The 23,123-nt window shown below is 52.9% G+C and carries 16 protein-coding genes; 7 read left to right on the top strand and 9 right to left on the bottom strand.

The annotated features are described in order from the left end of the window. Nucleotides 1–94: 94 nt before the first annotated feature. Together SH527x_RS20555 and SH527x_RS20550 are read left to right on the top strand one after the other, a co-directional pair. Nucleotides 95–1,183 (top strand): ABC transporter permease, encoded by a 1,089-nt coding sequence (locus SH527x_RS20555; protein WP_437192562.1) that lies wholly within the window; start codon nt 95–97, stop codon nt 1,181–1,183. 209 nt (nt 1,184–1,392) lie between these two features. Continuing rightward, entirely contained in the window at nt 1,393–2,688 is a 1,296-nt protein-coding gene (locus tag SH527x_RS20550) for a beta-ketoacyl-[acyl-carrier-protein] synthase family protein (protein WP_437192561.1), read from the top strand. A 159-nt stretch (nt 2,689–2,847) separates the two neighbouring features. Here SH527x_RS20550 and SH527x_RS20545 read toward each other — a convergent pair whose 3' ends face one another. The 3 genes from SH527x_RS20545 to ruvB form a co-directional block, all read right to left on the bottom strand. Beyond that, complete coding sequence (locus tag SH527x_RS20545; protein ID WP_437192560.1) at nt 2,848–3,750, bottom strand: UbiA-like polyprenyltransferase; 903 nt, start codon at nt 3,748–3,750, stop codon at nt 2,848–2,850. A 137-nt stretch (nt 3,751–3,887) separates the two neighbouring features. Continuing rightward, nucleotides 3,888–4,754, bottom strand: coding sequence for a hypothetical protein (locus SH527x_RS20540; protein WP_437192559.1), 867 nt, complete (start codon nt 4,752–4,754; stop codon nt 3,888–3,890). Nucleotides 4,755–4,854: 100 nt separating this feature from the next. Further along, on the bottom strand, nt 4,855–5,937 hold the full coding sequence (gene ruvB / locus SH527x_RS20535) for a Holliday junction branch migration DNA helicase RuvB (protein ID WP_437192558.1): 1,083 nt from the start codon (nt 5,935–5,937) through the stop codon (nt 4,855–4,857). A gap of 298 nt (nt 5,938–6,235) precedes the next feature. Here ruvB and SH527x_RS20530 point away from each other — a divergent pair, with 298 nt between their 5' ends. Further along, the gene (locus SH527x_RS20530) at nt 6,236–7,750 is read left to right on the top strand and encodes a tetratricopeptide repeat protein (protein WP_437192557.1); all 1,515 of its coding nucleotides are present in this window, start codon (nt 6,236–6,238) and stop codon (nt 7,748–7,750) included. A gap of 154 nt (nt 7,751–7,904) precedes the next feature. Here the strand turns inward: SH527x_RS20530 and SH527x_RS20525 are convergent, their stop codons facing one another. The 3 genes from SH527x_RS20525 to SH527x_RS20515 form a co-directional block, all read right to left on the bottom strand. Further along, on the bottom strand, nt 7,905–8,990 hold the full coding sequence (locus tag SH527x_RS20525) for a succinylglutamate desuccinylase/aspartoacylase family protein (protein WP_437192556.1): 1,086 nt from the start codon (nt 8,988–8,990) through the stop codon (nt 7,905–7,907). A 470-nt stretch (nt 8,991–9,460) separates the two neighbouring features. Next, complete coding sequence (locus SH527x_RS20520; protein WP_437192555.1) at nt 9,461–10,201, bottom strand: intradiol ring-cleavage dioxygenase; 741 nt, start codon at nt 10,199–10,201, stop codon at nt 9,461–9,463. Between the two features lie 203 nt (nt 10,202–10,404). After that, nucleotides 10,405–11,694: an outer membrane protein assembly factor BamB family protein gene (locus SH527x_RS20515; RefSeq protein WP_437192554.1), complete on the bottom strand. Its 1,290-nt coding sequence runs from the start codon at nt 11,692–11,694 to the stop codon at nt 10,405–10,407. A gap of 437 nt (nt 11,695–12,131) precedes the next feature. Between SH527x_RS20515 and SH527x_RS20510 the strand changes: the two genes are divergently transcribed. The 4 genes from SH527x_RS20510 (at nt 12,132) to SH527x_RS20495 (ending at nt 17,848) form a co-directional block, all read left to right on the top strand. Further along, on the top strand, nt 12,132–13,817 hold the full coding sequence (locus SH527x_RS20510) for an ATP-binding protein (protein ID WP_437192553.1): 1,686 nt from the start codon (nt 12,132–12,134) through the stop codon (nt 13,815–13,817). A gap of 173 nt (nt 13,818–13,990) precedes the next feature. Further along, nucleotides 13,991–15,058: a P-loop NTPase gene (locus SH527x_RS20505; RefSeq protein ID WP_437192552.1), complete on the top strand. Its 1,068-nt coding sequence runs from the start codon at nt 13,991–13,993 to the stop codon at nt 15,056–15,058. A 1,630-nt stretch (nt 15,059–16,688) separates the two neighbouring features. After that, on the top strand, nt 16,689–17,294 hold the full coding sequence (locus SH527x_RS20500) for a hypothetical protein (RefSeq protein ID WP_437192551.1): 606 nt from the start codon (nt 16,689–16,691) through the stop codon (nt 17,292–17,294). Nucleotides 17,295–17,374: 80 nt separating this feature from the next. After that, complete coding sequence (locus tag SH527x_RS20495) at nt 17,375–17,848, top strand: hypothetical protein (RefSeq protein ID WP_437192550.1); 474 nt, start codon at nt 17,375–17,377, stop codon at nt 17,846–17,848. A gap of 210 nt (nt 17,849–18,058) precedes the next feature. Here the strand turns inward: SH527x_RS20495 and SH527x_RS20490 are convergent, their stop codons facing one another. The 3 genes from SH527x_RS20490 to argB form a co-directional block, all read right to left on the bottom strand. After that, on the bottom strand, nt 18,059–20,698 hold the full coding sequence (locus SH527x_RS20490; protein WP_437192549.1) for a hypothetical protein: 2,640 nt from the start codon (nt 20,696–20,698) through the stop codon (nt 18,059–18,061). Nucleotides 20,699–20,937: 239 nt separating this feature from the next. Continuing rightward, nucleotides 20,938–22,134: an aspartate aminotransferase family protein gene (locus SH527x_RS20485; protein ID WP_437192548.1), complete on the bottom strand. Its 1,197-nt coding sequence runs from the start codon at nt 22,132–22,134 to the stop codon at nt 20,938–20,940. 104 nt (nt 22,135–22,238) lie between these two features. After that, nucleotides 22,239–23,114 (bottom strand): acetylglutamate kinase, encoded by an 876-nt coding sequence (argB, locus tag SH527x_RS20480; protein WP_437192547.1) that lies wholly within the window; start codon nt 23,112–23,114, stop codon nt 22,239–22,241. Nucleotides 23,115–23,123: the final 9 nt, after the last annotated feature.

Below are 23,123 nucleotides of genomic sequence, written 5' to 3'. Positions count from 1 at the left end.
ACAAATGAGCTCCTGATTCGGCGACTGATTCAGGGACCGTGAAGACCGTCACATCAATTTGATATCCGCTCAATTCTTCAGTTGTTTTTCACTCATGAATACGCCCAAAACACAATTGAGCTCACTCCCGAAGTCACCGGGATTCTGGCAGGAATCCTGGCAACGCTTCCGTCGACGTCGACTCCCGATGATGGCATTGTGCGTCGTTGTGTTCCTCGGAATTGTGGCAATTTTCTCCCCTTTGATCGTGGGGACGAAACCCATCATCTGCAAATACAAAGGGAAGATTCACTTTCCGTTTCTTGGCTACTTCAATCAGAAATGGGAAGGCGAGTTCAGTGGAGCTCCGTTCTTCAAGCGCTATCCCATTCCATTGAAGGAAAGTGACCCTGACAGCTGGGCGATCTGGCCATTGAACTACAACGATCCGATTCGTTCTGTCACTGCTGACGAATGGCCAAACCGTCCGGGAAATCCACAAAGCGGCCGCCCTTCCCGCCTCAACTTCTTCGGCACTGACTCCCGCAGCTTCGATGTCTTCGCCCAGATTGTCCACGGAACGCGAACCGCGTTACTTGTCGGCTTCGTGTCGATGGGAATCGCGGCTTTGATTGGAATGACACTCGGTGCCATCGCCGGTTACTTCGGCGGCTGGACCGACATTCTCCTGAGTCGACTCATCGAAGTGGTGATGTGCATTCCAACACTTATTTTGATTCTGGCCCTGATCGCAGTGATTGAGAAGCCGTCCATCTGGCACATGATGGCCGTGATTGGATTGACCGGGTGGACCAGCATTGCCAGATTGATTCGAGCAGAGTTCCTCAAGTTGAAGCAGATGGACTACGTTGCGGCAGCCAGAGTATTAGGAGAAAGTCATTTTCGGATCATCTTCCGCTATCTGCTTCCCAACGCTCTGGCCCCTGTTCTGGTACCGATCACGTTCGGAATTGCGGCAGCAATTTTGGTGGAGACGTCCCTGAGCTACATTGGATTTGGGGCTCCTCCTCCGAACCCGAGTTGGGGACAGTTGTTACGATCAGGTCAGTCAAATTATCAAAACTGGTGGCTGATTCTTTTTCCTGGATTGGGAATTTTCCTGACAGTTTTGTCGTATAACCTTATTGGTGAAGGACTTCAGGATTCAACAGACCCGAGATTGAGAGAATCTGGGAGAACCTGATCGACTTTGCAGTTCGCTCCAAATATCGTCAGAATAGCTGTTAGATAATCGGAACATGCGGGTCGCTCCCTGTTTGGGGGTCCGCCTCCACGTTCACGGTGATGAATTCCCTCACTTATTCAAGCGACAGGGGGTCATCAGCCGATGCCTGTTCAGTCGTTGCGGCCATTGCCGCCCTCCGCAGATATTTCATACCAATGACGTCATCAGTGCAAAAACGCAAAATCGCCATTACCGGAATCGGGATCTTTTCCCCTATCGGGATCGGACAGGCTGCGTTCTGGGAAAATCTCAGTGCAGGCCGCTCGGGAATTGAGCCCACTCGCCACTATCACTGCACGGCTACTCCGCATGGGATCGGCGGCGAGGTGAAAGAATTCACCGAAGAAGCCGCCAAGAAAGACTATCTCAAGACTCAACGCAAGAGCATCAAAGTGATGTCCCGTGAGACACAGCTGGGAGCAGCTGCTGCACTGCAGGCACTGGACGACTCCGGTCTGGACCTCAATACAGTCGATCACCAGCGGCTCGGAGTGTTGTACGGGGCAAACCTGATGTTCTTCCCGCCAGACACGATGGTTGGTCCGACTCGTGCCTGCCGCAATGAAAAGGGTGAATTCCAGTTCGCCGAATGGGGCACCAAAGGCCTGGAGAAGATGGAACCGCTGTGGATGCTGCGGTACCTCCCGAACATGCCCGCCTGCCATATCGCGATCTTCAGCGATGCTCGCGGTCCAAACAATTCTGTGACTCTGGACGAAGCTTCACCTGGCGTCGCGTTGACCGAAGCTCTGAACATCATGGAACGTGATGCTGCAGACGTCATGCTGGTGGGGGGAACAGGCACACGGATTCATCCGGTCAAAGCAATCCACGCTCGCCTGAATGATTCACTCGGTTACGACGAGGCCGATCCAGCCAGCAGCTGCAAACCGTTCGACACGAACCGTAATGGTCAGGTCGCTTCGGAAGGGGCAGTCTGCCTGGTTCTGGAAGAAGAAGAACACGCCAAAAAACGTGGCGCCACGATCTACGGATATGTTCTCGGTGGAAGTTCTTCCTGCGTCTCAAATCCAACCGGACAGGCAGATATTTCTCAATCAGTGTTGAACGCTGCTCGTGGAGCACTGCGTCGCGCGGGAATGGAAGCTTCCGAGTTAGGTCACGTCAACGCGAACGGGATCGCGACCGTTGAAGGCGACCGGGACGAAGCATCGGCCCTGCGTCAGCTACTCGGCGATTCCAATGTCCCGGTGACTGCCCTCAAAGGCCACTTCGGGAACACAGGTGCAGCAAGCGGGTTCATTGAACTGGTTGGTTCACTGCTGAGCCTGAAAAACTCAGGAGCAGTACCACCGATCCTGAACTGCAATTTACCAGATTCCGAACTGGGCTTGAACCTGGTTCATGGCAAGCCACTGCCAACCGAGAACAAAGTGTTCCTCAACGTGAACTACACTGCTCCCGGACAGGCGAGTGCGGTTGTCATTTCAGCCAACGTCTAGACTGATTCGGTGACCACACAGCAGCGCAGCCTTCTCGGTTGACGCGGCGTGACCCGGATAATAAATCAGTCGAGACCGCTGAAGACGCTTGAACAAAAGAAGAGCGAGCACAATGAGAGTTGTGCTCGCTCTTTTTGTATCCACCGGATTGCTCAACGCTCAAATCAACAGGTCAGCAGCGGCAAGTAGAAACAACCCGACACTGATCACGGCATTCACATTGAAGAACGCCGTATTCACTCGCGAGAGGTCTCCCGGCCGAACAAGCGAGTGCTCGTAAATCAAAAGAAGCGACACGGCAATCGAGCCTGACAAAAAGAGGCCACCAAGCCCGGAAACCTTCCAGAAGGCAAACAGGCAGACAATCGTCAGCAGATGACTGACAAATGCGAGCCGGAGTGCCGTTGGAATCCCGAGTCGTGCTGGAAGCGAAAACAGGTTTTCTCCCTGATCAAATTCGGCATCCTGTGTTGCGTAGAGAATGTCGAATCCGCCGACCCAGAAAAAGATCATGGCCGCGAGACAGACCGGAGGCCAGTCGATTGAACCGGTGATCGCAATCCACGAGGCAATCGGCGAGAGCATCAGTGCCGCACTCAACCAATAGTGGCAGAATGCAGTGAATCGCTTGGCGTAGGAATAGCTCAGAAGAAACAAAATCACCGGCACAGACAAAAACAACGGCCATTGATTCGGAAGAAACAACAGTGTCGACGCGATGAAGCCGCCGACACAACCCAGCGTAAATACGGTGACCAGTCCCTTTGAAAGAATCCCAGCAGGGATGTGCCGCCGTGCAGTTCTTGGATTCCTGGCGTCGTAGTCTCGGTCAACCAGTCGGTTAAACGCCATCGCTGCGGAACGGGCGAAAACCATGCACAGCACGATTCCGAGCAAATGCTTCCATTCGAACGGTGCTACCTGCCAGGCCAGCATTGCCGACAGCAGTGCGAATGGGAGTGCAAAGACCGTATGACTGAATCGAATTAAGCCCAGCAGATCGACGAAACGCTGCCACAACGAAGGCGCCGGCACGGTTTCTGGAAGAGATTGAGATGTCATGACTGGATGCCGGAGCAACTTCCGAAGCAAAGTGGAAAAGGCTGGGACGCAGAAACAAATTCTTCTGGTGAATCGACGCCCTGCTGACAGATGATAGACCAAACTGCTCCAGCAAACCAATTCGAGCAGAGCCCCGGCTACGTGCCCTGCTTTTCCAGACGACGCTGCATGAAGTACACCCAGTTGCCAGCCAGAATCAATCCAATCAACAACAGGTGAGCAATCAACTGCGGGCCCATCCGTCGATTCGCTTCAAAATAACGCTGGTCGACCACCCCATCGTCATATGCACGGTGAACAAGGGCCTCGTACTCCGCTCCCCCTTTGATCGCGGAAAGCATGCCGACTAACTGGGCAGGCACATATGGGTAGAACATCGGCGCCTGAACGCCTGTCACACCCGCGACGAGCTTGAACTTCCCTCCATACGGAGTGACCGCATACTGCACCCATTCTTTGGTGCCGGGATACGCTCCACTCAGATTGACAATCAGGCTCATGTCCTGAATGTTGGTGATGTTCTTGCACATTGGAATCTGATCAATGTTCGTCCCGCGCGCATCCGTTGTGTAGAGCCCTCGCAGGTTCGTCACGATCACCTTAATGACCCCTTCGTATCCGGACTTGTAGCCCAGATTGACGTAGTCCTTTCCATACTCCATCTCCGGGAAGTCAGTACGGATCACGGTGTTGATCGATTTTTCAATCATCTGAGGGCCGACTGGCACCAGCGTGAGAAAGTACATCTTGTGCCCTTTCTCACAGCAGTGCTTCGTCAACGCGGTCGCCATGGCCCCCAGTTCCCCTTCCGTAGAAGGGTCGAAGTCCCAGGCCATCAGCACACGCGAGCCACGTGGCAAATTCTCGATCGCATCGAAAACATCCTGCGTCATTCCAGTAGGCGTTTCTGGAAACTGCAGTCCAAACAGAATTGGAACCGCCACGGCCAGAGCCATCATCAGGAAGATCCAGCGACGATCCAGATTCTTCAGCAGATGGTACATGAGCACATGTCTGATGGAGCTGTCAGGGAGACGCCGATCGCACGATCATGCAAACCGGCATGAGCCAAGTCCAATGCAAAATTCCTCTGCAATCAGTGTCTCAAAACATTCGACGAATGCCCAGCGTCGGGTGGTCGAGCCCCGGCTTCATCCCCAGATGGTCATATCCCCGCTGAGTCACGACTCGACCTCTCGGCGTTCTCTGCACCAGTCCTGACCGCAGCAAAAACGGTTCAATGTCGTCTTCCAGTGTGTCTGGTGGAATAGACATGCTGTGTGCAATCGCATTCAACCCTGCCGGCCCCCCATTGAAGATCTCAATCACAGTTTGCAGGTATCGCCGATCCTGCTTCTCAAGGCCCAGTGGATCAATTTCCAGGACATTAAGAGCGTACCGTGCGATCTCCGTCGTGATCTCGCCTTCAGGGTGATTCAGCGTGGCAAAGTCTCGGGTCCGCCGCAGCATATTGTTCGCTTTACGCGGCGTTCCCTGACTGCGTTTCGCAATTTCCTCGGCCGCTTCTTTCGTGATATTCGTCCGAAGCTTTCGTGCATTTCGGGCGACGATCTCTTCCAGTACATCTGACTCATAGAAATCAAGATGCTCTCGATAGACGAAGCGGTCTCGCATGGGAGCCGTCAGCATCCCGGCCCGAGTCGTGGCACCAATCACGGTGAAACGCTTGAGGGGCATATTAATTGTTCGAGCATTGAGCCCTTCACCCAAGGCGATGTCGACTCGAAAGTCTTCCATGGCCGGATAAAGAAACTCTTCGACAGCGGGTCGAAGACGATGGATCTCGTCAATAAAGAGGACAGACCCTTCGGTCGCATTGGTTAAATACGGGAGCAGATCTTTGGGGGCATCGAGAACCGGCCCCGCCGCAATCTGCAGGTCGACGCCCATTTCTTTGGGAATCACGGTCGCCAGAGTCGTTTTCCCGATGCCGGGCGGACCATCCAATAATAGGTGGCCCAGCACATCTCCCCGTTTCCGGGTGGCGTCCAGAATCACCTTCAGACGATCGACAACCTGACGTTGGCCAATGACATCCTGCAGGCGTTGAGGGCGGAGTTCCTCGTCCAAATCGCGTTCATCGACCTGGAAATTCCCCGGCGGCAGCATTGGAACCGGTTCTGGTTCCTGCTGTTCATCTTCCCGAAAAACTCGTTCCCGCGCCATAAAGATCCTCCTTGCGTCCCGTCGCACTAACACGGTAACGAAATGCTGTTCGTCCGTCCATCTTCCCCTAGCGAGGTGATGCGATTCAAAACGCATCAATCCGGCAGAATCTGCAACTTTTGCCGCTCACTGGCGGTACGTCGGCTTCTTAGATCAAAAACTTGAATTCGACTTGCCCATATTTTTGAGGCCGACTAGTTTTCGACCTCCCTTCATCGGAATGGCGTCGTTCAACCTCCTCTGAACACGTCGTTCCCTCGACTTCATTTGATTTTTTCCCCACCAAAGGGATGCTGTCATGCCATCCAGGCTGAATTCCGCCCAACTAGCCAATGGATTGACTCCTAAACCAGTTCAATCTGTTCAGCTTCGTTTTTACCGGCTTGGAATGCTGGCGTGCGGACTCGTTTGGGTTCTGCTGGCTTCGTCTCTGTGTGGCTGTGTCGGCGCAGCGAACGGATGGGCGAAGAATCAAGCAGGTCGAGCCTACTATCGGCACGGAAACTATGCCGCAGCCCGAAGCGAATTCGAGCGGGCACTGATGGATAACCCGAATCGAGCTGCGTATGCCTATAACGTCGCTCGCACGATGGAAAAGCAAGGGGATGCCTCCGGGGCTGAAGAACTCTATCAACACGCCCTGAGCCTGAATCCAGGGCATCGGCCATCATACACCGCCCTGTCTGACATGATGAACTCACAAGGGCGCACAGATGATGCACGTGAATTGCTTGCCGCATGGACATATACGCAGCCCTATGCTGTTGCGTCCAAAGTTCAATCAGCAAAAATCGAACGCAGTGCTGGCAACTATGCCGGGGCAGAACAGCAGCTTAATGCAGCGTTGAACCAGCGTCCGAGTAACCTCGCCGCTCGACGCGAGATGCGTTCACTGCAACGTGATTTGGGACATCCAGATCGCGCCAGCAATCTCGCTTACTACCGAAAGGCCAGCCAGAATCCTTACTTCCAGTCCATGGAAGCAACAGTTGATCCGATGACAGGCTTGCATCCATCACCGGCTCAACACATGGCCAGCTATATGCCAGCCATCAATTCGACCTATCCAACTGGTGTGATTCAGGCAACATACAATCATCAAGGCAACTTCTCTGGAATGATGCCGTCCGGGGGGATGCAGATGAACGGAATGCCAATGGAATCCATGCAGATGGGCGTTCCCGGTCAGATGGCGCCAATGAGCGATCCACAAATGCAGGGAATGGAAATGCAGCATCAGGGCTGGACACCAACTGAGAATGGTCACCCGATGCCCGGCATGATGCAGAATGGACCACTACTGCCGACTCCTGCTCCCGGTGTCCCAATGCAGGGAGCCCCAATGAACATGAATCAGGGAATGCACATGCCGCATGACATTCATGGTCAAGCAATGCCGATGAGCCCGGCGATGTCCGTTCAGCAGACAATGCCAGTTCCTGCCCAACACCCTGCTCCGTTTCAATCAACCATGAGCCCGGGAATGCCAATGCAGCAGATGATGCCCGTCCCGGCTCAGCATCCCGAACAGATGCATCAGGGACACATGCACGAGGGGCATAACCATCAAGGACACATGCACCAGCAGCCAGTTCCATCTCCATATGGAGGCCAGCCAGTGATGGGGCAACCCTCAATGGGCCAGCCGGTCATGGGCCAGCCGGGGATGCTTCCTCAATCAATGCCAACTCCGGCTCAACAACCAGTGGAACTCGGAGAGCCAGTTCCGGTCACCCAAGGATACATGCCTTCCGGGATGCCAATCATGAACGCGAGCATGAACTCTGAAGTTCCAACAATGTCCGCATTCTAGACCGTTTCGGACACCCAAGTGATTTTGGGAAAGATGACAACAGACCTTCTGGCATGGTTCTTCCCTGTCAGAAGGTTTTCTCGTTTCAGCAGAATCCTTCTTTCCTCCAGAGCAGCTGTCGAGCTCGAACTCTTTCAACAGGAAGGCTGCTCACTCAGATTCGTAGCGGATTGACGACCATAATGCTGGTCGCGAGATCGTTACGAATCCGTTGATGCAAAGAATCGCCAGGCAATGCCTGCAACGCTTCTGCGATCTGCCGTCGGTTTCGTTTGACGAGACCAATATGACAAACTGGTTCACCCGGCGCAGTGACTGGCAGCGTTGTCATTCCCAACACGATCCCGTGGACCTGGGAATACACCACTTCCCCTTCAGTCCCGACCAGACTGTCGATCGTCGCGATCGGCGTTCCTTTTGAAACGTAGTCGCCCGGGGCAACGTGAAAGTGAAGAAAGCCAGCTGAATCGGCTCTCACCCAAGTCGTTTCTCGAATGACAGCATGATACGGAGGCATTTCCTGAACAGCATCGGCCATCCCTAACGATGCCAGCATGCTGCGAATCCCACGTGCTGCGTATTCAATAACGAGTGATTCCACCTTCCAGACTTCACCAGCCTCAAGAATGAACGTCGGGCACCCGGCATCACAAGCGGCCCGCCGCAAACATCCCACTGGTCCTTGTTCATTCACAACGACTTCGGCTCCGAAGGCGTTCGTCAGCCGACGCAGCTGCGGAACAGCAAGATCAGCTCTCACGTTCGGATAATTGGTCCGTCGCACTGCCGCTGTGTGCAAGTCGATCCCATAGTCGGATCTTCCAACAATTTCATTCAGAAACAGGTGAGCCAGACGTGAAGCGAGACTCCCTTTGGCACTCCCGGGGAACGACCGGTTTAAATCCTTTCGATCCGGGAGATAACGCGAATGGCGTTCGAATCCCAGCATATTCACAACAGGAACCAGAATCAGACTTCCGGCTTTCAGCTTGAATGTCGGGTCGAGAATCAACTGACGAATCGCCCCGGTCCCATTAATTTCATCTCCATGCACTGCGGCAGAGATGAAGACGACTGGCCCTTCCTTTTCTCCACGCCAGACATGCACCGGAATATGAACGGGATGCCCGCTGTAACTGGAACTGACTTCGAGATGAACGTTCTTACGCTCCCCCATCCCGACAGAGATCTCTCCCCATTGAGCGACAGACTTTTCCCGGAATCGCTTGATCGGAACCATGTAAGAAATTGCCTCGGCCCCCTTCTCAACCAACTGCTTTCATCATAAATGCATTGCAATTATATACTGCAGCTTAAGTTGGAGATGAATGGAAATTTGCGAGGTCACAACAGGAGAGGCCCAAATAACACAGCAAATTCAGATGCCAGTCCAAAACGATTTCCAACTGGTCCAACAATTGATATCGAACTTGAAGAACTCTCGCACCACTCGAATCGAGACCTCAAACAAAAAAACTCCGTACTGCTAACTCAAAAATGTGAGCCCGGACAGCACAGAGTTTAACGCAAACAAATTGCCATGAACGATGTTCGACCGGCATCGTCCCATCAACAAATCGCAAAGCATTGACCTGTCATCAACACCTGAAGCACAAGTTCAACTGGCGATGATTACAGGCGTTCACTGCAGGCGTTGGCGGCAGGCGGCCGCTACTGAAATCGGTTACCGCCTACGGTTATTGAACACGGCTACTGACGTGGCGAGCCCTGCTCTCCTGCAGGACGCTCAGGTCGACGACCGCGACGTGACTCAAGTTCGGACTTAGAAATTCCTTTTGTCGGATCAAGTCCTTCATCTGGAGTGATCCCCAGAATGATGTCGAAGTTCACTGCCAGTTCGCCAAACTTTGAATCGGGAATTGGCTGAAAATCTCCCATCACGCTTTCCAGAGCCCGAGGATCGCGGACGCCTCGCAATACACCATCTTTCTCATTCTGCGGATGCCCCTTCACATAGAGTTGAGTCGTGAGCACGCGGTGCCCGTTTCGACTGACTCCAACGTGAATGTGCGGTGTTCGCCCTGGATACGGAACCGGCTTGATGGTGCGGAAGTAGTAATTCCCTGTTGAATCTGTCAGAAAGCGTCCATATCCCTGAAAATTCGCATCCTGCTTTTCTTTATTGCCAGTTCTAGAATGCAGGTAAGCCCCGTTGTGATCGCACTGCCAGATCTCGACGAATGCGTTTCGCACAGGTTCGCCAGAGGCATTCAACACACGTCCGGTCAGGTGAGTTATCTCCCCGACAGCAGGCGTCAGAGAGTCGTTAAGAATCAGCAGATCGTTGTCGGTATCGAGCGGCAACCGATCTGGATAGAACGGACCTTCGGTCATCGGCGGCGTGACCAAAAGTTGCTCGGCAAACAGTCCGGGGGTCCAGATGAGTGAACTGGCAAACGCTGTCGACTGCAGAAAACCACGACGATTCATACTCAATCTCCCGAAGCAACAGGTGCTGATTCGTTGTCAGACGGTGCCGCAGTTCGCAACACGACGGACGTCAACGGTAACTCACCAAGACACACCACAGGCTGACTGCCAAGGTGCACTTCTCAGTTTAACACCAGGCACCCTCTTTTGACTCGCAGGAATCAGGAGAAATCGTTGAGTCGAGATCTCGCCTCAACGGAGATTCATCTCCCAGCGCGAGTTGGAACGTCGGGTTTCCCAAAGCAATACAGGAGTTCGACACGCTTGTCATCAATGTAAGTTGCCACGCGGCAATACATGCGGCCTCCGCAAATCGTGGGAGTCGCATAGCCTTCGTCCCCAAGTTTCGTTGAGAAGATCTTGTCGAATTTCTCGGGGGTGTCTCGAAATGCGACGAACTGCCCACGCTCATCAATATGGTAGATAATCCCGTCCGCGAGCACTGGAGACGCACTGTTTTTTGAGCAGAGGCGTGTCTTCCACATCTCTTCCCCATCGCTCGCCCGCCAGCAGAAGGCGATTCCGGTATCATTCACTCCGTAGACATACCCATTCGATGCCAGCAGAGACTGCTCATAGAGTCGTTCACTGTGCGACCAGAGAATTTCAGGCGAATCGCCGACTCGAACCGCCATCGTATGAGCTTCCGGAAACCCTCCACTGGCGAAAACCAGATTGCCAAACGACGCCACTGTTCCGCATGTCGATGCCGAGGTCCCGGGAACATTCCACAACTCCTGCCCGGTCAAAGGGTCCAGCGCCTGAATCTTTCTCCAGCCGGAAATCAGTAACTGGTCACGTCCGTTCAGGTGTTTCACGATCGGGGAAGAAAACGAGACATTGGGGCGAGAAATCTGCCAGACCATTTTCCCGGTTTTCTGATCGAACGCCGCAAGCTGCCCTTCTTCGTACTCCGCAGAAACAAACACGAGCCCCTTGTAAAGTGCCGGGGACGAGCCTGTCCCGAACTGATATTTCTCTGGTTTGAACGGCTCGACTGACATCTCACGTTTCAGTTTTCCATCCAGCGAGAGCACCGCTAATTGCATCCGACCGTGATTTTCGAACTGAACAAACAACTCGGTCCCATTGCAGGCAACCGTGTGCGACGCATGTGTATTGGCGCGATGAATTTTCGGGAAGCCACCGCGACTCACATCATACTTCCACAGTTCCTTTCCTGTTTGCCGATCATACGACAGGACGGACTGAACCTGTTCTTCATCATCAGCTGTCGTCAGAAACACCTGATTCCCGAAGACAGTCGGAGAAGAATGACCACGCCCAAGGACCCGAGCCACCCACAAGACGTTCTCTGTTTCCCCAATTCTGTCAGGCAGATTCTGACCTGGTTCGGCAATATTGTTGCCGCTGGGACCACGCCAGACAGGCCAGTCGCCCGCCGGGACTTGAGAACCACTCAGAAGGAACAGCAGCACGACCAGCGAGCTCAATTCCGGAAGAACAAACAATCTCCTTATTGAGCTTCTCATCTCGCCTCTCCTGAATTATTCGGCTGGAATCCGTTTGTTCTACAAGACTCGGTCGATGGATTCCAGTTGACTCATCCGAAACGATTGAAACGACCTTTCAACAACAACGCAGATTTCCCAGCCTTTCTGGTGTATGATTTGCAGAACCATGATAGCGCGCCGTTTCCTTGTAAATCCGTTGCGGGAGCGACGTATCCCGATCCACAATTCCCGTTGTCGGAATCCATTGCGAAGACGATACTCCGAAATGATTCTAAGGATGAGGCACGGCACAAGCGGCGAATAGCCCGTTTGATGCCCTGTTCAATCAAACCAGAAGTTCATCTGCAATTTCAGAGTCCCTTGCACCGGTGTCAGGGCACGTTGCATAGAATCAAAGCTCGTCAGATTGACACACACGGGAATACGACCATCCGGTATTCCCGTCCTGGATCAACATGTCTTATCGAACATTCAAGAAACTGTTAGGCGAAACCAGTCTCGAACGGAAGTGCCGCTTCCTGTTCAGTGGGGCGTTGATGCTGCTGATCACCGGCAGCTTCTATTTCTATGCGTACCTCAATCTCCAGATCATTGGGGCACAGAATCGTCAGCGAGCCGAACTGCTGATCGCCCAGAACCTGCAGATGACGCACTGGGAGAAGATGTCGGAGCCTGACGTCGTCCCATTCATCAAAGGACTTGCCAGTGGACTGAAGCCTTCGGATTTACGGGAATACGCCTGGAAGTTCATTCCCGTCGACCTGACCGATCCCACACGACGCCCGGCAGAGCAATTCGAGTTCGAAGCGTTAAAGAAGATTCTTTATCGCGAAAATCCGTACGTCGTTTATGAGGACACCTCCACCCGACGTTACCACTACTTCAAACCCATCATTGCTCAAGAGCAATGTATGAACTGCCATAAAGATCGCGGACTCGCCCCCGTTGTGGAGCGTGAAGGCGAAGTCATGGTCGTTGCCGAAACGACATTCAACCTCGACGAGATGCAACGCGACATCGCCAAGAACAACGCCATCCTGATGGTCATGGCGATGATCACAACGTGTCTGGCAATGTTCGCTGCGTATGCCATCGTGCGTTACGTCATCGTGAAGCCGGTCATGCACCTGAAAGACGTCAGCGATGCCATTGCTCGCGGGGAACTTGACCAACGGGCCGATATTCGTACTGGCGACGAATTTCAGGAATTGAGCCACGCATTCAACCGGATGCTGCGTCACCTTGTAACGACTCAGGAAGAGTTGCGACATGTGAACGTCGACCTGGACAATAAAGTCGACGAACTCGCCAGGGCAAACTTGAGCCTTCACGAAATGAACCGGATCAAGAACGAGTTTCTGGCAACCATGAGCCATGAACTTCGAACGCCGCTCAACAGCATTCTCGGGTTCAGCGACGTTCTGAGTTGTGCTGAAAATCTGACGGAAAAGCAGAAGCGGTACATGGTCAATATCCGCACCTCTGGCCAGAACCTGCTGACGCTCATTAACGACATTCTGGACCTAGCCAAGATTGAGGCAGGCCGAATGGAATTGAACATCGTCGATTTCGACATTTCCGATCTCGTCGAGCGTATTACAACACTCATGCGTCCGCTGGCCGAGAAGAAGAACATCGACTTGCAGTGGAAGGTGACACCGGACTTCCCCGGTGTCGTTCAGGACATCGGAAAACTCCAGCAGATCATCTACAACCTGCTCTCCAATGCGATCAAGTTCACCCCGGACGGTGGACGTGTCTGGGTGGATGTGCAACGGGTGAAAGATGACTTCTTTGACGTCATCGTCGGAGACTCCGGCATCGGGATTCCACTGGAAGATCAGGCCGTCATCTTCGAAAAGTTCCGTCAGGGACGAAACCAGCGTGGCGCAGATGCGTTAACTCGCGAGTACGAAGGAACTGGACTGGGGCTTTCGATTGTCCGTGAGCTTTCCAAACTGCTCGGCGGAGAAATTCTGCTCGAGAGCGAGTTTGGCAAAGGAAGCACCTTTACCTGCCGTCTTCCGTTGAGCCTGTACTGCAAGAACCGGTCATACGACGAGCCGACACCTGCACCGTTGATTCCCGAACTGAATCGTCCCTCTTCGTTTGGAAATCCCCCTGTCCGGGACGCTGGATGACCTAATAAGTCACCCGTCAGACTCAAGTGCAGAACGCATGTGCAAAGATCGCCCGATGCGATCGCGGCGTGTGCAAATTTCACACTATTCTGCTCTAATGGGACTTCAGAATTAACGCAGATTGTCGGCAAACGACATTGATATCTGCACTATTTGAAACTGAGAGGAATATCATGCCCGCTGAAGCGGACATTTTGAATGTCATTGGTTCCATCATCGATCCCGCACTCGAGTTGTCACTCGCAAAAGCGAAGATGGTGACCTCGGTGACGGTTGATGGCCCGGCAGTTCGCATCAATATCGAACTCCCAACTCATGCTTATCCCGCACGCGATGCGTTAACCAGCGCGATCCAGCAGGAAGTCAAAGCGGCCTACCCTGAAATCACTCAGGTTGACGTCACTTTTTCGGTGGTCGTTAAAGGTAAGAACTCCGGTGCGAATCTTGGCCTGAAAATCAAGAACATCATCGCCGTCGGGAGTGGTAAAGGGGGCGTTGGAAAGTCGACCGTCGCCACCAGCATTGCATACGGTCTGCAGAACTGGGGAGCCAAAGTCGGATTGATGGACGCAGACGTCTACGGCCCGAGCGTCCCTCACCTTGTCGGCGCAACCGGCCAACCAGCGATCAAGCAGTACCAGACACCGGACGGCCGGACTTTCGAGCGTATTGAACCAATCGAAGCTCAAGGCCTGAAAGTGATCTCGATGGGCTTCATGGTCGATCCAGATCAGGCTGTGATCTGGCGTGGACCAATGCTCGTCAAAGCGTTGCAGCAGTTCCTGCAACAGACCGAATGGGGTGACCTCGACTACCTGATCGTTGACATGCCACCGGGGACAGGTGACGTCGCACTGACACTGTCGCAGATGGTTTCAATCGCGGGTTCGGTCGTCGTTTGTACGCCGCAACAAGTGGCCCTGCTCGACGCCGGAAAAGCGATTTCGATGTTCGGCACCGTGAAAATTCCGGTGCTGGGCATGGTGGAGAACATGACCGGGGAAATCTTCGGAAAGGGCGGAGCGAAAGCGAAAGCCGAAGCAATGAACGTCCCATTCCTCGGGGAGATTCCATCCAACTCGATCATCCGAATTCGCGGTGACGAAGGGAAGATGGGTTCACTGTTCGATGCTGACAGTCCTGTACGCCAGGAACTTCTCGACATCTCCAGCAAAGTGGCTGTGAAAGTCGCGAAAAGCATCCTCGAGAACCCTGCGATGCCAACACTGGAACTGCTGTAATTCGGACACGAGAATCCACAGACAATAAGCTCACCTCGAGAAGGAACTCATCAGCAACCATGATGAGTTCCTTTTTTCATGCAGCCTATAAGGCTGCTTGCTACTTACGGCATTAAACCATTCATTTATTACATGAGCACTTTCACTTTTCGCGACGAATAAAATCAACACTAACTGATTCGTTCAATGACCAAAGAGAATTTTTTCAGTTACGAAGAACTTGAGTATCAACAGTCGCACCTCGAGTTTTCAGCCGCAATTCCCGGTGTGAAGTGCGACTCCTGTAGTACAAGTTGGACCGGAATGCGCACATTACCCCAAGTTTGCCCGACATTGATCAGGAAGGAAATCGAGGCGATTCGTGTTAACGATCCCTGCTGTCCAGTGAAAACATTGAGTCACTACATAAGTCGCTGGGAGCTTATCCTGTCAGCCTCAGGCATAGATATCGCACTTCGCCCTGGCGATTCGTTCCTTCCTGCGACCTGGGTCCGGCCAGAACATCCTTCAGAGCCAATTGCCTGGCCTCTTCATGGGCCAGTCGTGCGCAAAGATGTATCGGACCGACTCGTTAGTCTCAATTTGCCACACGTCCACCTGCTTCCATTACGGGTGCAATTAGAGGATGGAAGTGCTTGCACGAATTCCAGTGATTACTCCCTTGTGGTCGTCGAAGCCAGTTCTTGGGAAGAATGGTATAAGAGAAGAGGTTTCAATCTGTGCACGACGTGTGGGCGATTCTCACTCCCAGACGATGAATCAAAGAAGGCAGACATCGAATGCAGCATTCAGCGTTCGAAACGCATTCTTTCAGAATGTGACGTTCCCAACGGGGCTGAGATGTTCTTATCTCATATTTACAGAGGGGCACTCGTTGTCTCTGAAAGAGTGCACGTGGATCTTTTCTCACTGATCGAGGGATTCGTGAAGGTAAGAAAAATCACAGTTGTTTAGTGTTTCCGGGTGCCCCAGCTAAGGCAGGGTGCCCATGCTTAGGCGGGTCGGGTGGCATCAATTGGCTGCGTCCGTGTTTCCAGATTGGCACTCTATACCACATTCCTCCTTGCTGGATTTGCACTGACGCGCAAATCCTACTCCTCCTATCATTAGCGTCATTGGAAGGTAAAATGCGTTCATTGAGAAGCATGAAAAAAATAAGAACCAAATCGACCACTCTAGCTTCGACAGTGCACCCGCCTCCCCATTTTCCATTTCCCAAGAGAGATTCCTCGCATCGAGTGCATACTTCCAGCACGCGATTTCCACGAAAATCAGGATTATGTAAAGGGTCGTGTGCAACAATAAGATCTTAGGCTCAGTAAATATTCTGGTCGCCGTACGTGTAAACCCTGAAAACATCCAGTTTATCATGAACATAAACACCTCAGTTTAGCCTTCCCTACTGCATTTTCGATGCCGGGTACCCCGGGTGGGTATCGATATTTGGGAGTGCAACTGCACTGCGAGTAGTCCAACAGCGGACAAGGTGACATGGTCGAGCAAAACCGACGACCAGAACGTAACAACGCCCAATCGAAGATCCCAGCCACGCCCCCACTGCTCGCAGATCGATGGATCGGCACCTCTGACCTTAACCCGGCAGAACACGTTGCCGAAACAGGAGTCAATCTTGCAACTGTTGAATGCTTATTCGCACTGCACCGCAATTGCACGCAATGCAACACTTGCAATTGTGGTCATTCTTGCGGCACTGACACATAGCTGCTCGCAAAAAACAATAGAAGAACAAGAAATACATAACTCAAGTCAAGCCACGGTGTTCCTAAGAAATTTGCATGTGGACAGCAGTTTCACGATAACTGTGAATAAAAAGGGAGGCATCCTGCTGTCGGGAAGTGCACGGGTCCCCAACTCGATATCACCAAGTGAGCACGGGGTCGTGAAAGTTATTTACAAAGAAGATGGTAAATCAAACAAACACGACGTAAACATTGAACTGAGAATAAGCTGCGAACACAGCTTCAAACGAGACATATTAATATCGGCCTTCCGAAGTCTCGATGATCCTCGCACCAGTTTTCTAGGACGAGATTTTGATGATGGAGGAGTAATATTTAACAGAAGTTGTCCTTCAAGCGGAAGCTCGCGAGAATTTCACGTAACCACGGGGGACAACAAACTAGAGTCACCAATTAAATGCATAGAAATTCGAATTCCCCTTTCTCAGGAAATGGCCGAAGGAATTATAAAAATTGAATCGATTGCAATAGAGTAATTTTAAATCAGATGCTGGCTGCCCGGCTGGGGATCGATGTCCGTTTTCGACGCAAATCAACATGACTCGGGAGTAATCACATGCAACCACAAACCCGACGTCGCTGGTTCATGCGCCGCCGCTACGTCTCAACTGCGTTGTGTTTATGTGTTTTGACATTGATCGTTCCGCTGGCGATTCGCGAGATCTCTTTAAATTACCAAGTGGCGACGCTCGTCGAGAACATAACCAACCCACCTCCTGGACAGAACATGCATGGCATCAATCAATACTTGGCATCTACAATCGTTAAAGAGGGAGGGAGAAGGAAGCTTCTGAATCGTTTCACTCATATTCTTAACTCTCCAGATCGTCATCCGAAAAGGTGGGTTTACGAGCTTCTCTATGTCGAACAATTAACGAGTCCAGCCATTCGCGACTCTCTGTTAAGAATTGCTAACGATGAATCAGAAGATCCAGCAGTTAGAACGGATGCAATATTTGTTTTGCGGAGTATCGACCCAGTGATTGACGACTTTTGTAAATCTGTTGAAGAATTGAAGCCCCCAAAGTGACTCCCGCGGGCCCCAACCGCAGCGAAAGCCCAGAGTGCCACTGCACTGCGAGAGTGCAACCGCGGATGAGGTGACCTGGTCGAGAAAAACCGACAATCAAAGCGAAACAACGCTCCGACCGCTTTGCGAGCGGCAGAACGCAAGCCCATCTCTCAGACTGGGGCCCGGCATCAGAAGCTTAAAGCGTTCGTCACAACTATGAACTCACCACTACGGCAGGCCGTTTAGCTTTCTCAGTACCCATTCTGTCATGGCAACGGTGCTAAAGAGGACGAGTACGATCCAGTGCCCATACAGTGGGATCTCTTCTCGCGATTCCAGCGTTTGCTTTGATCCTGAAAACAACGATGGCAACCGGCTTAGTTCGTTGAGTTGCAGAAACGTACCGCCAGTGCTGCTCGCCAGTTGTTCCAATAGCTGTCGATTGACGTGCACATCCTGAAGTTCTGGGGTCAGTTCGGCATTCACCGCCAGCATCGCTTCCAGCAGTTCTTCTTTGACCTCCGCATCATTCACGCGAAGTTGAACCTTGAATTCTCCCGGAGGAAAACCGGTGACTGGAGCTTCCAGCAATAACGGATTTCCTTCTCGCGGAACCAGCTTCAACGTTTGAGCAAACGGACGCCCTTCTCCCTGCTTTGTGAGGACCGCTTCAACAGTCACATTGGGATACTGGGCAAAGAAACGTTCCTCAAGCCGCACCTGCACTTGAGTCGACTCTCCTTCGCGAATCACATTCTCACGTAATCCAAGTCGAATCGACTTATTGCCGGCAGAAGCTTTGAATGAGACGGCCCAACGCGTCAGTTGCCCCCAGAATCGATGGTGATAAAGGTCGCCCACCTGATAGCGCCATCGCCATGTACTGTCGATCCCGATCCAGATGACCTGACCCGCTCCGACATAGTGCTGAGCAATTAACGCGTTCTTTCGTTCGTTCTCCAGCGTGAGCCGTTGTCCCGGCGGCAGTCCAATCGCCCAGGCTGTCGCCCCGGCTCGCAACTCACCAACCATTCCCCAGAGATGACCTGGCAGTTCTCCCCAAATCTGAGTCGATCGGACACGATCACGATCCAGCTGAAACATCGGCAGAACATAGCCATCTTCAGTGACTGTGACATGAAACCCACGAGCAGGCGGAGGCCCGAGCATCACTGCCGGATCGAGTTCGACCTGACGTGGCTGGCTGATGGGCAGCAGTTCTTCAATCAATGTGCCGCGATAGGCTTTCGGGAAATAGCGTTTCCCTGCCATACAAACGAGCGTCCCCCCTTCCTGACGGACATAGCGATCAAGGTCCTGCCAATCCTGAGCACGCATATCACCGGGAGAAACATCCCCAATCAGCACAAGATCGTAAGAAGAGAATCGAGTTCCCTGATGAGGGGTCTGGCCGAGGTCATCAAGTTTGGATGGAAAGAACGACTGCTTCAAAATCCCCAGGAATGGCTGCTCGAACAGCACGCGATCAAGAGAGACCTGAGGATCACGCGACAAGGCATCGTCAAGAAACCGGAACTCCCAACGACTCTCTCCATCAACCAGCAGGACACGCGCTCGATCGTCAACAACATTAAACGAGAAGTCCTCGCTATTATTATCCTCGCGAGTTTCACGAGGGGCAACGTCCGTCCAGATACGATATCGATGTCGACCGACAGTCTCTTCAGGAAGCGTGAACTCAACGTTGCTTGTCGGGCCAGTCGGAGTAATCGTCCGCTGCAAAGGAATGCGATCAGGAACATCCAATGACTGAAGGTAAACATTTAATGATTCCCCTTCGAATCCCGACGTCTGCAAGATGGCCTTCACCAAAGGGCGATCTTTCAGGAAGACCGATTCTGGATGATCCACATGCAAGATCGCGAGATCACGCGGCCGGTGCTCCGATCCCACCAGCACGGTATGAACAGGCACGCCCAATCCTTGGAGTTGATTCGCAACACTCGCGGCCCGTTTCTTCTCCGTATCATGTCCATCACTGATCAGCACGATCCCCGCCAGCGAAGACGAGTCCCCTTTCGAACTCGTGTCGGGAAGTGGCTGGAAATTTCGAATACGCGAATGTCCCCGATCAATTTGAAACCGGGCAACATCCAACGGCTTCAGGAGATCTTCCTTTGGCAATGCAAGGGGATGGTCCGCAAACACACACAACTGCACACGACATAGTTCTGACAGAGCATCAAGCGGCGATTTCCCCTGACCAGACGCCGCCCGACGCGATAATTCTAAACGAGAAAGAGCGGACACCTCGGTCAACTGAGATTGCAGGTTCTGCTTCCGCACCAGAGCCATGCGGGCTCGGCGTTCTGGATCGGCTGCTTCTTCCTCAGTGACCCACTCCGGCTCTTTACCTGCCTCAAGGTCTTTGATCCACCGCTGCACTCGTTGCTGTGACTCTGCACTCCCAAACAACCCGAGTGCTTCGGCCCAACGAATTTTCTCCAGTTCAGTCGCCTGCAGATCGACGGTCTCCATGCTTTGGGAGACATCGAACGCCACGAGCACCCGATCCATCTGAGAACGCTGGACAGACCATGTCCATGTCGGTCCAAGTAACGTGAGAAACACGATCAGAATCAGACAGACTCGCAGCCCCAGCAATGTCAGTCCCAACGGACGCGATACCAGCTTGCGTTCATCACGAAACAGAATAGTCAGAACAACGACGCACGCCGTTGTAAGGCCGAGCAATCCGGCGACCTGCCAACTCGATCCAGCATTGTGATAGACAAGCGAAGCACTACTGGAGAAGAACGTACCTAATACCGGCAACGCTTCCATGAATACTGAAGCCACGGCCAAAAAGCCGAGCGCGATCATCAGTATCCAATGCCAGGGTCGCATATGGCGAAATGATTCCGGGCGATTCAAACCGGTCTGGACTGACGTCAGACCGGATCTCTGTGACGTTGAGCGGCTATGGAGCAGCGTCCTTGCAAGCAGTAGACACAACGAACCCGACATCGTCTTCAATGAAAACGCTGACTTCAGGCTCGAAGGAATCTGGAGTGACCGGCGTCTGGACGCCAGTCACTCACCCGCAATAGACGCATCAGTGCTGCATCATCATAAACGGCACCGTCTTATGATGCCATGTCGCGCAGCACTTCGCCGAGAATGGAGCACCCTTCTTCAACATCCGCGTCAGTCACATTCAACGCAGGTAGCAGTCGGACGACGGTGTCGTGTGTTGCATTAATCAGCAATCCACGGTCAAGGCACTTCTTGACTGCTGGGACTGCATCGATCGAGAGCTCGATGCCGATCATCATGCCGCAAACGCGAACCTGTTCGATGATGGGCAACTCCTGCTGCAACTGTCGGAAGTACTTTTCAAACCTGGCTGACTTGGAAACAACGTTCGCAAGAAGATTCTCTTCTTCGATCGTCTGTACCGTGGCAATCCCGGCTGCCATGGCGAGCGGATTGCCGCCGAACGTGCTGGCGTGCAACCCAGGACGCAGGCTCGGGGCGATTTCATCCCGGCAGATGAACGCACCGCAGGCAACGCCAGCCGCAATCCCTTTTGCCATCGTGATAATGTCAGGTTGAACACCGAAAGTCTGGTATCCAAACCAGTTTCCTGTTCGCCCCATGCAGGTTTGAACTTCATCGAAGATCAGGACCATACCGTTCTGATCACAGATCTCTCGCAACCCGGCCAGGAATCCTTCGGAAGGAATATTGACTCCCCCTTCACCTTGCACCGGTTCAACGAGAATTGCTGCGGTCTGATCGTCGACGAGTTTACGAACAGCTTCCAGATCGTTGTGTGGAGCGTATTCGAAGCCCGGGACAAGCGGTCCAAACCCTTCATGGTACTTTGGCTGAGCTGTCGCAGTGACGGCAGCAAAGGTTCGTCCATGGAATCCATTGTAGAACGTGATGATCTTGTACTTCTCTTTTGCAGTGTGAAGGCGAGCGAGCTTAATTGCTCCCTCAATCGCTTCAGCACCACTGTTACAGAAGAACGCCTTCCCGAAGCCACGAGTACAGATCGCTTCCGCGAACTCCCCTTGCGGTTCGGTATGCCAGGTGTTTGGAACATGAATCAGGCGACCAACCTGTTCCTGAATGGCGGAGATCACTTTCTCTGGGGAGTACCCGAGAATGTTGCAACCCCAGCCTGGGAACAAATCGAGATAGCGATTTCCTTCCGCATCCCAGACATGTGAGCCTTCCCCACGAACCATGCTGACTGGATACCGGCGATAGTTCGGGATGACGTATTTCTCAAACAGGGCGACGGTTTCAGCACTGCTGCGAGGTGTTTTAGGCATAGCGAGAGCGTTTTCTGAATTGATGTAGCAGGATCTGGCACGCGGAGTCAGGACTTCATCGAGTCAAACAGTTGCCGCGCGGACACTTAATAAACCGAGCAGGCCTAACTGACAATTTCTGTTCCGACCCCTTTGTCGGAATAGATTTCAAGCAGCAACGAATGCGGAATCTTTGCGTCAATGATGTGAATTTTTTCAACGCCGACATCGAGCGCTTCAAGTGCCGCTTCGACCTTGGGAACCATCCCGGTGGCAATCGTTCCATCAGCGATCAATTCGCGGCAACGCTCCACTGTCAGGTGTGGCACCAGCGTTGACGGGTCGTTCTTGTCGAGAAAGATCCCAGGAACGTCACTGAGGAAGACCAGTTTTTCGGCTCCCATCATCTTTGCAATGGCAGCGGCGGCCGTATCCGCGTTGACGTTCAGCCCGTCCCCATTTTCATCCAGTGCAATAGACGGAATGACAGGAATCGCACCGCTTCGGCAAACGGCCTTCAGGATTTCCTGACGGATTGAACTCACCGCTCCGACACGGCCCAGGTCGACCTGGTTCCCGTCAGAATCTTTCAGAGTCAGCGTTTTCCCGACAAGCACGTTCTCTGTTCCGACGTGAAGTCCCACAGCGCGCCCACCGAGAGTACACAACTCATCGACCAGTGACTCGCAGATTTCTTCGGTCAGAACCCGAGTCGCGATCTTCAATGTCTCAGGATCGGTATAACGACGCCCCTGAACAAAACGGGGTTCGATCCCGGACTCAGACATCGCCCGACTGATTGCCTTACCTCCTCCATGAACGAGAATCGGACGCATGCCGACCGCTTCCATGAAGACCACATCCGCGAGACACCGTGACACAGATTCCGGGTCATCGAGGGCACTTCCCCCCAGCTTGATGACCACGTAGCGATCACGGAATCGTCGGATCCATTCGAGAGCCTCAACAAGCACTTTGACCTTGCTTACCGCGTCATTCAATGGAGGGTC

This window comes from Planctomicrobium limosum (genome assembly GCF_051465645.1).
In the GTDB taxonomy this organism is placed as follows: Bacteria; Planctomycetota; Planctomycetia; order Planctomycetales; family Planctomycetaceae; genus Planctomicrobium.
Note: the sequence above shows the minus strand (reverse complement) of the source record. Positions and strands in the feature narration are given on the sequence as shown.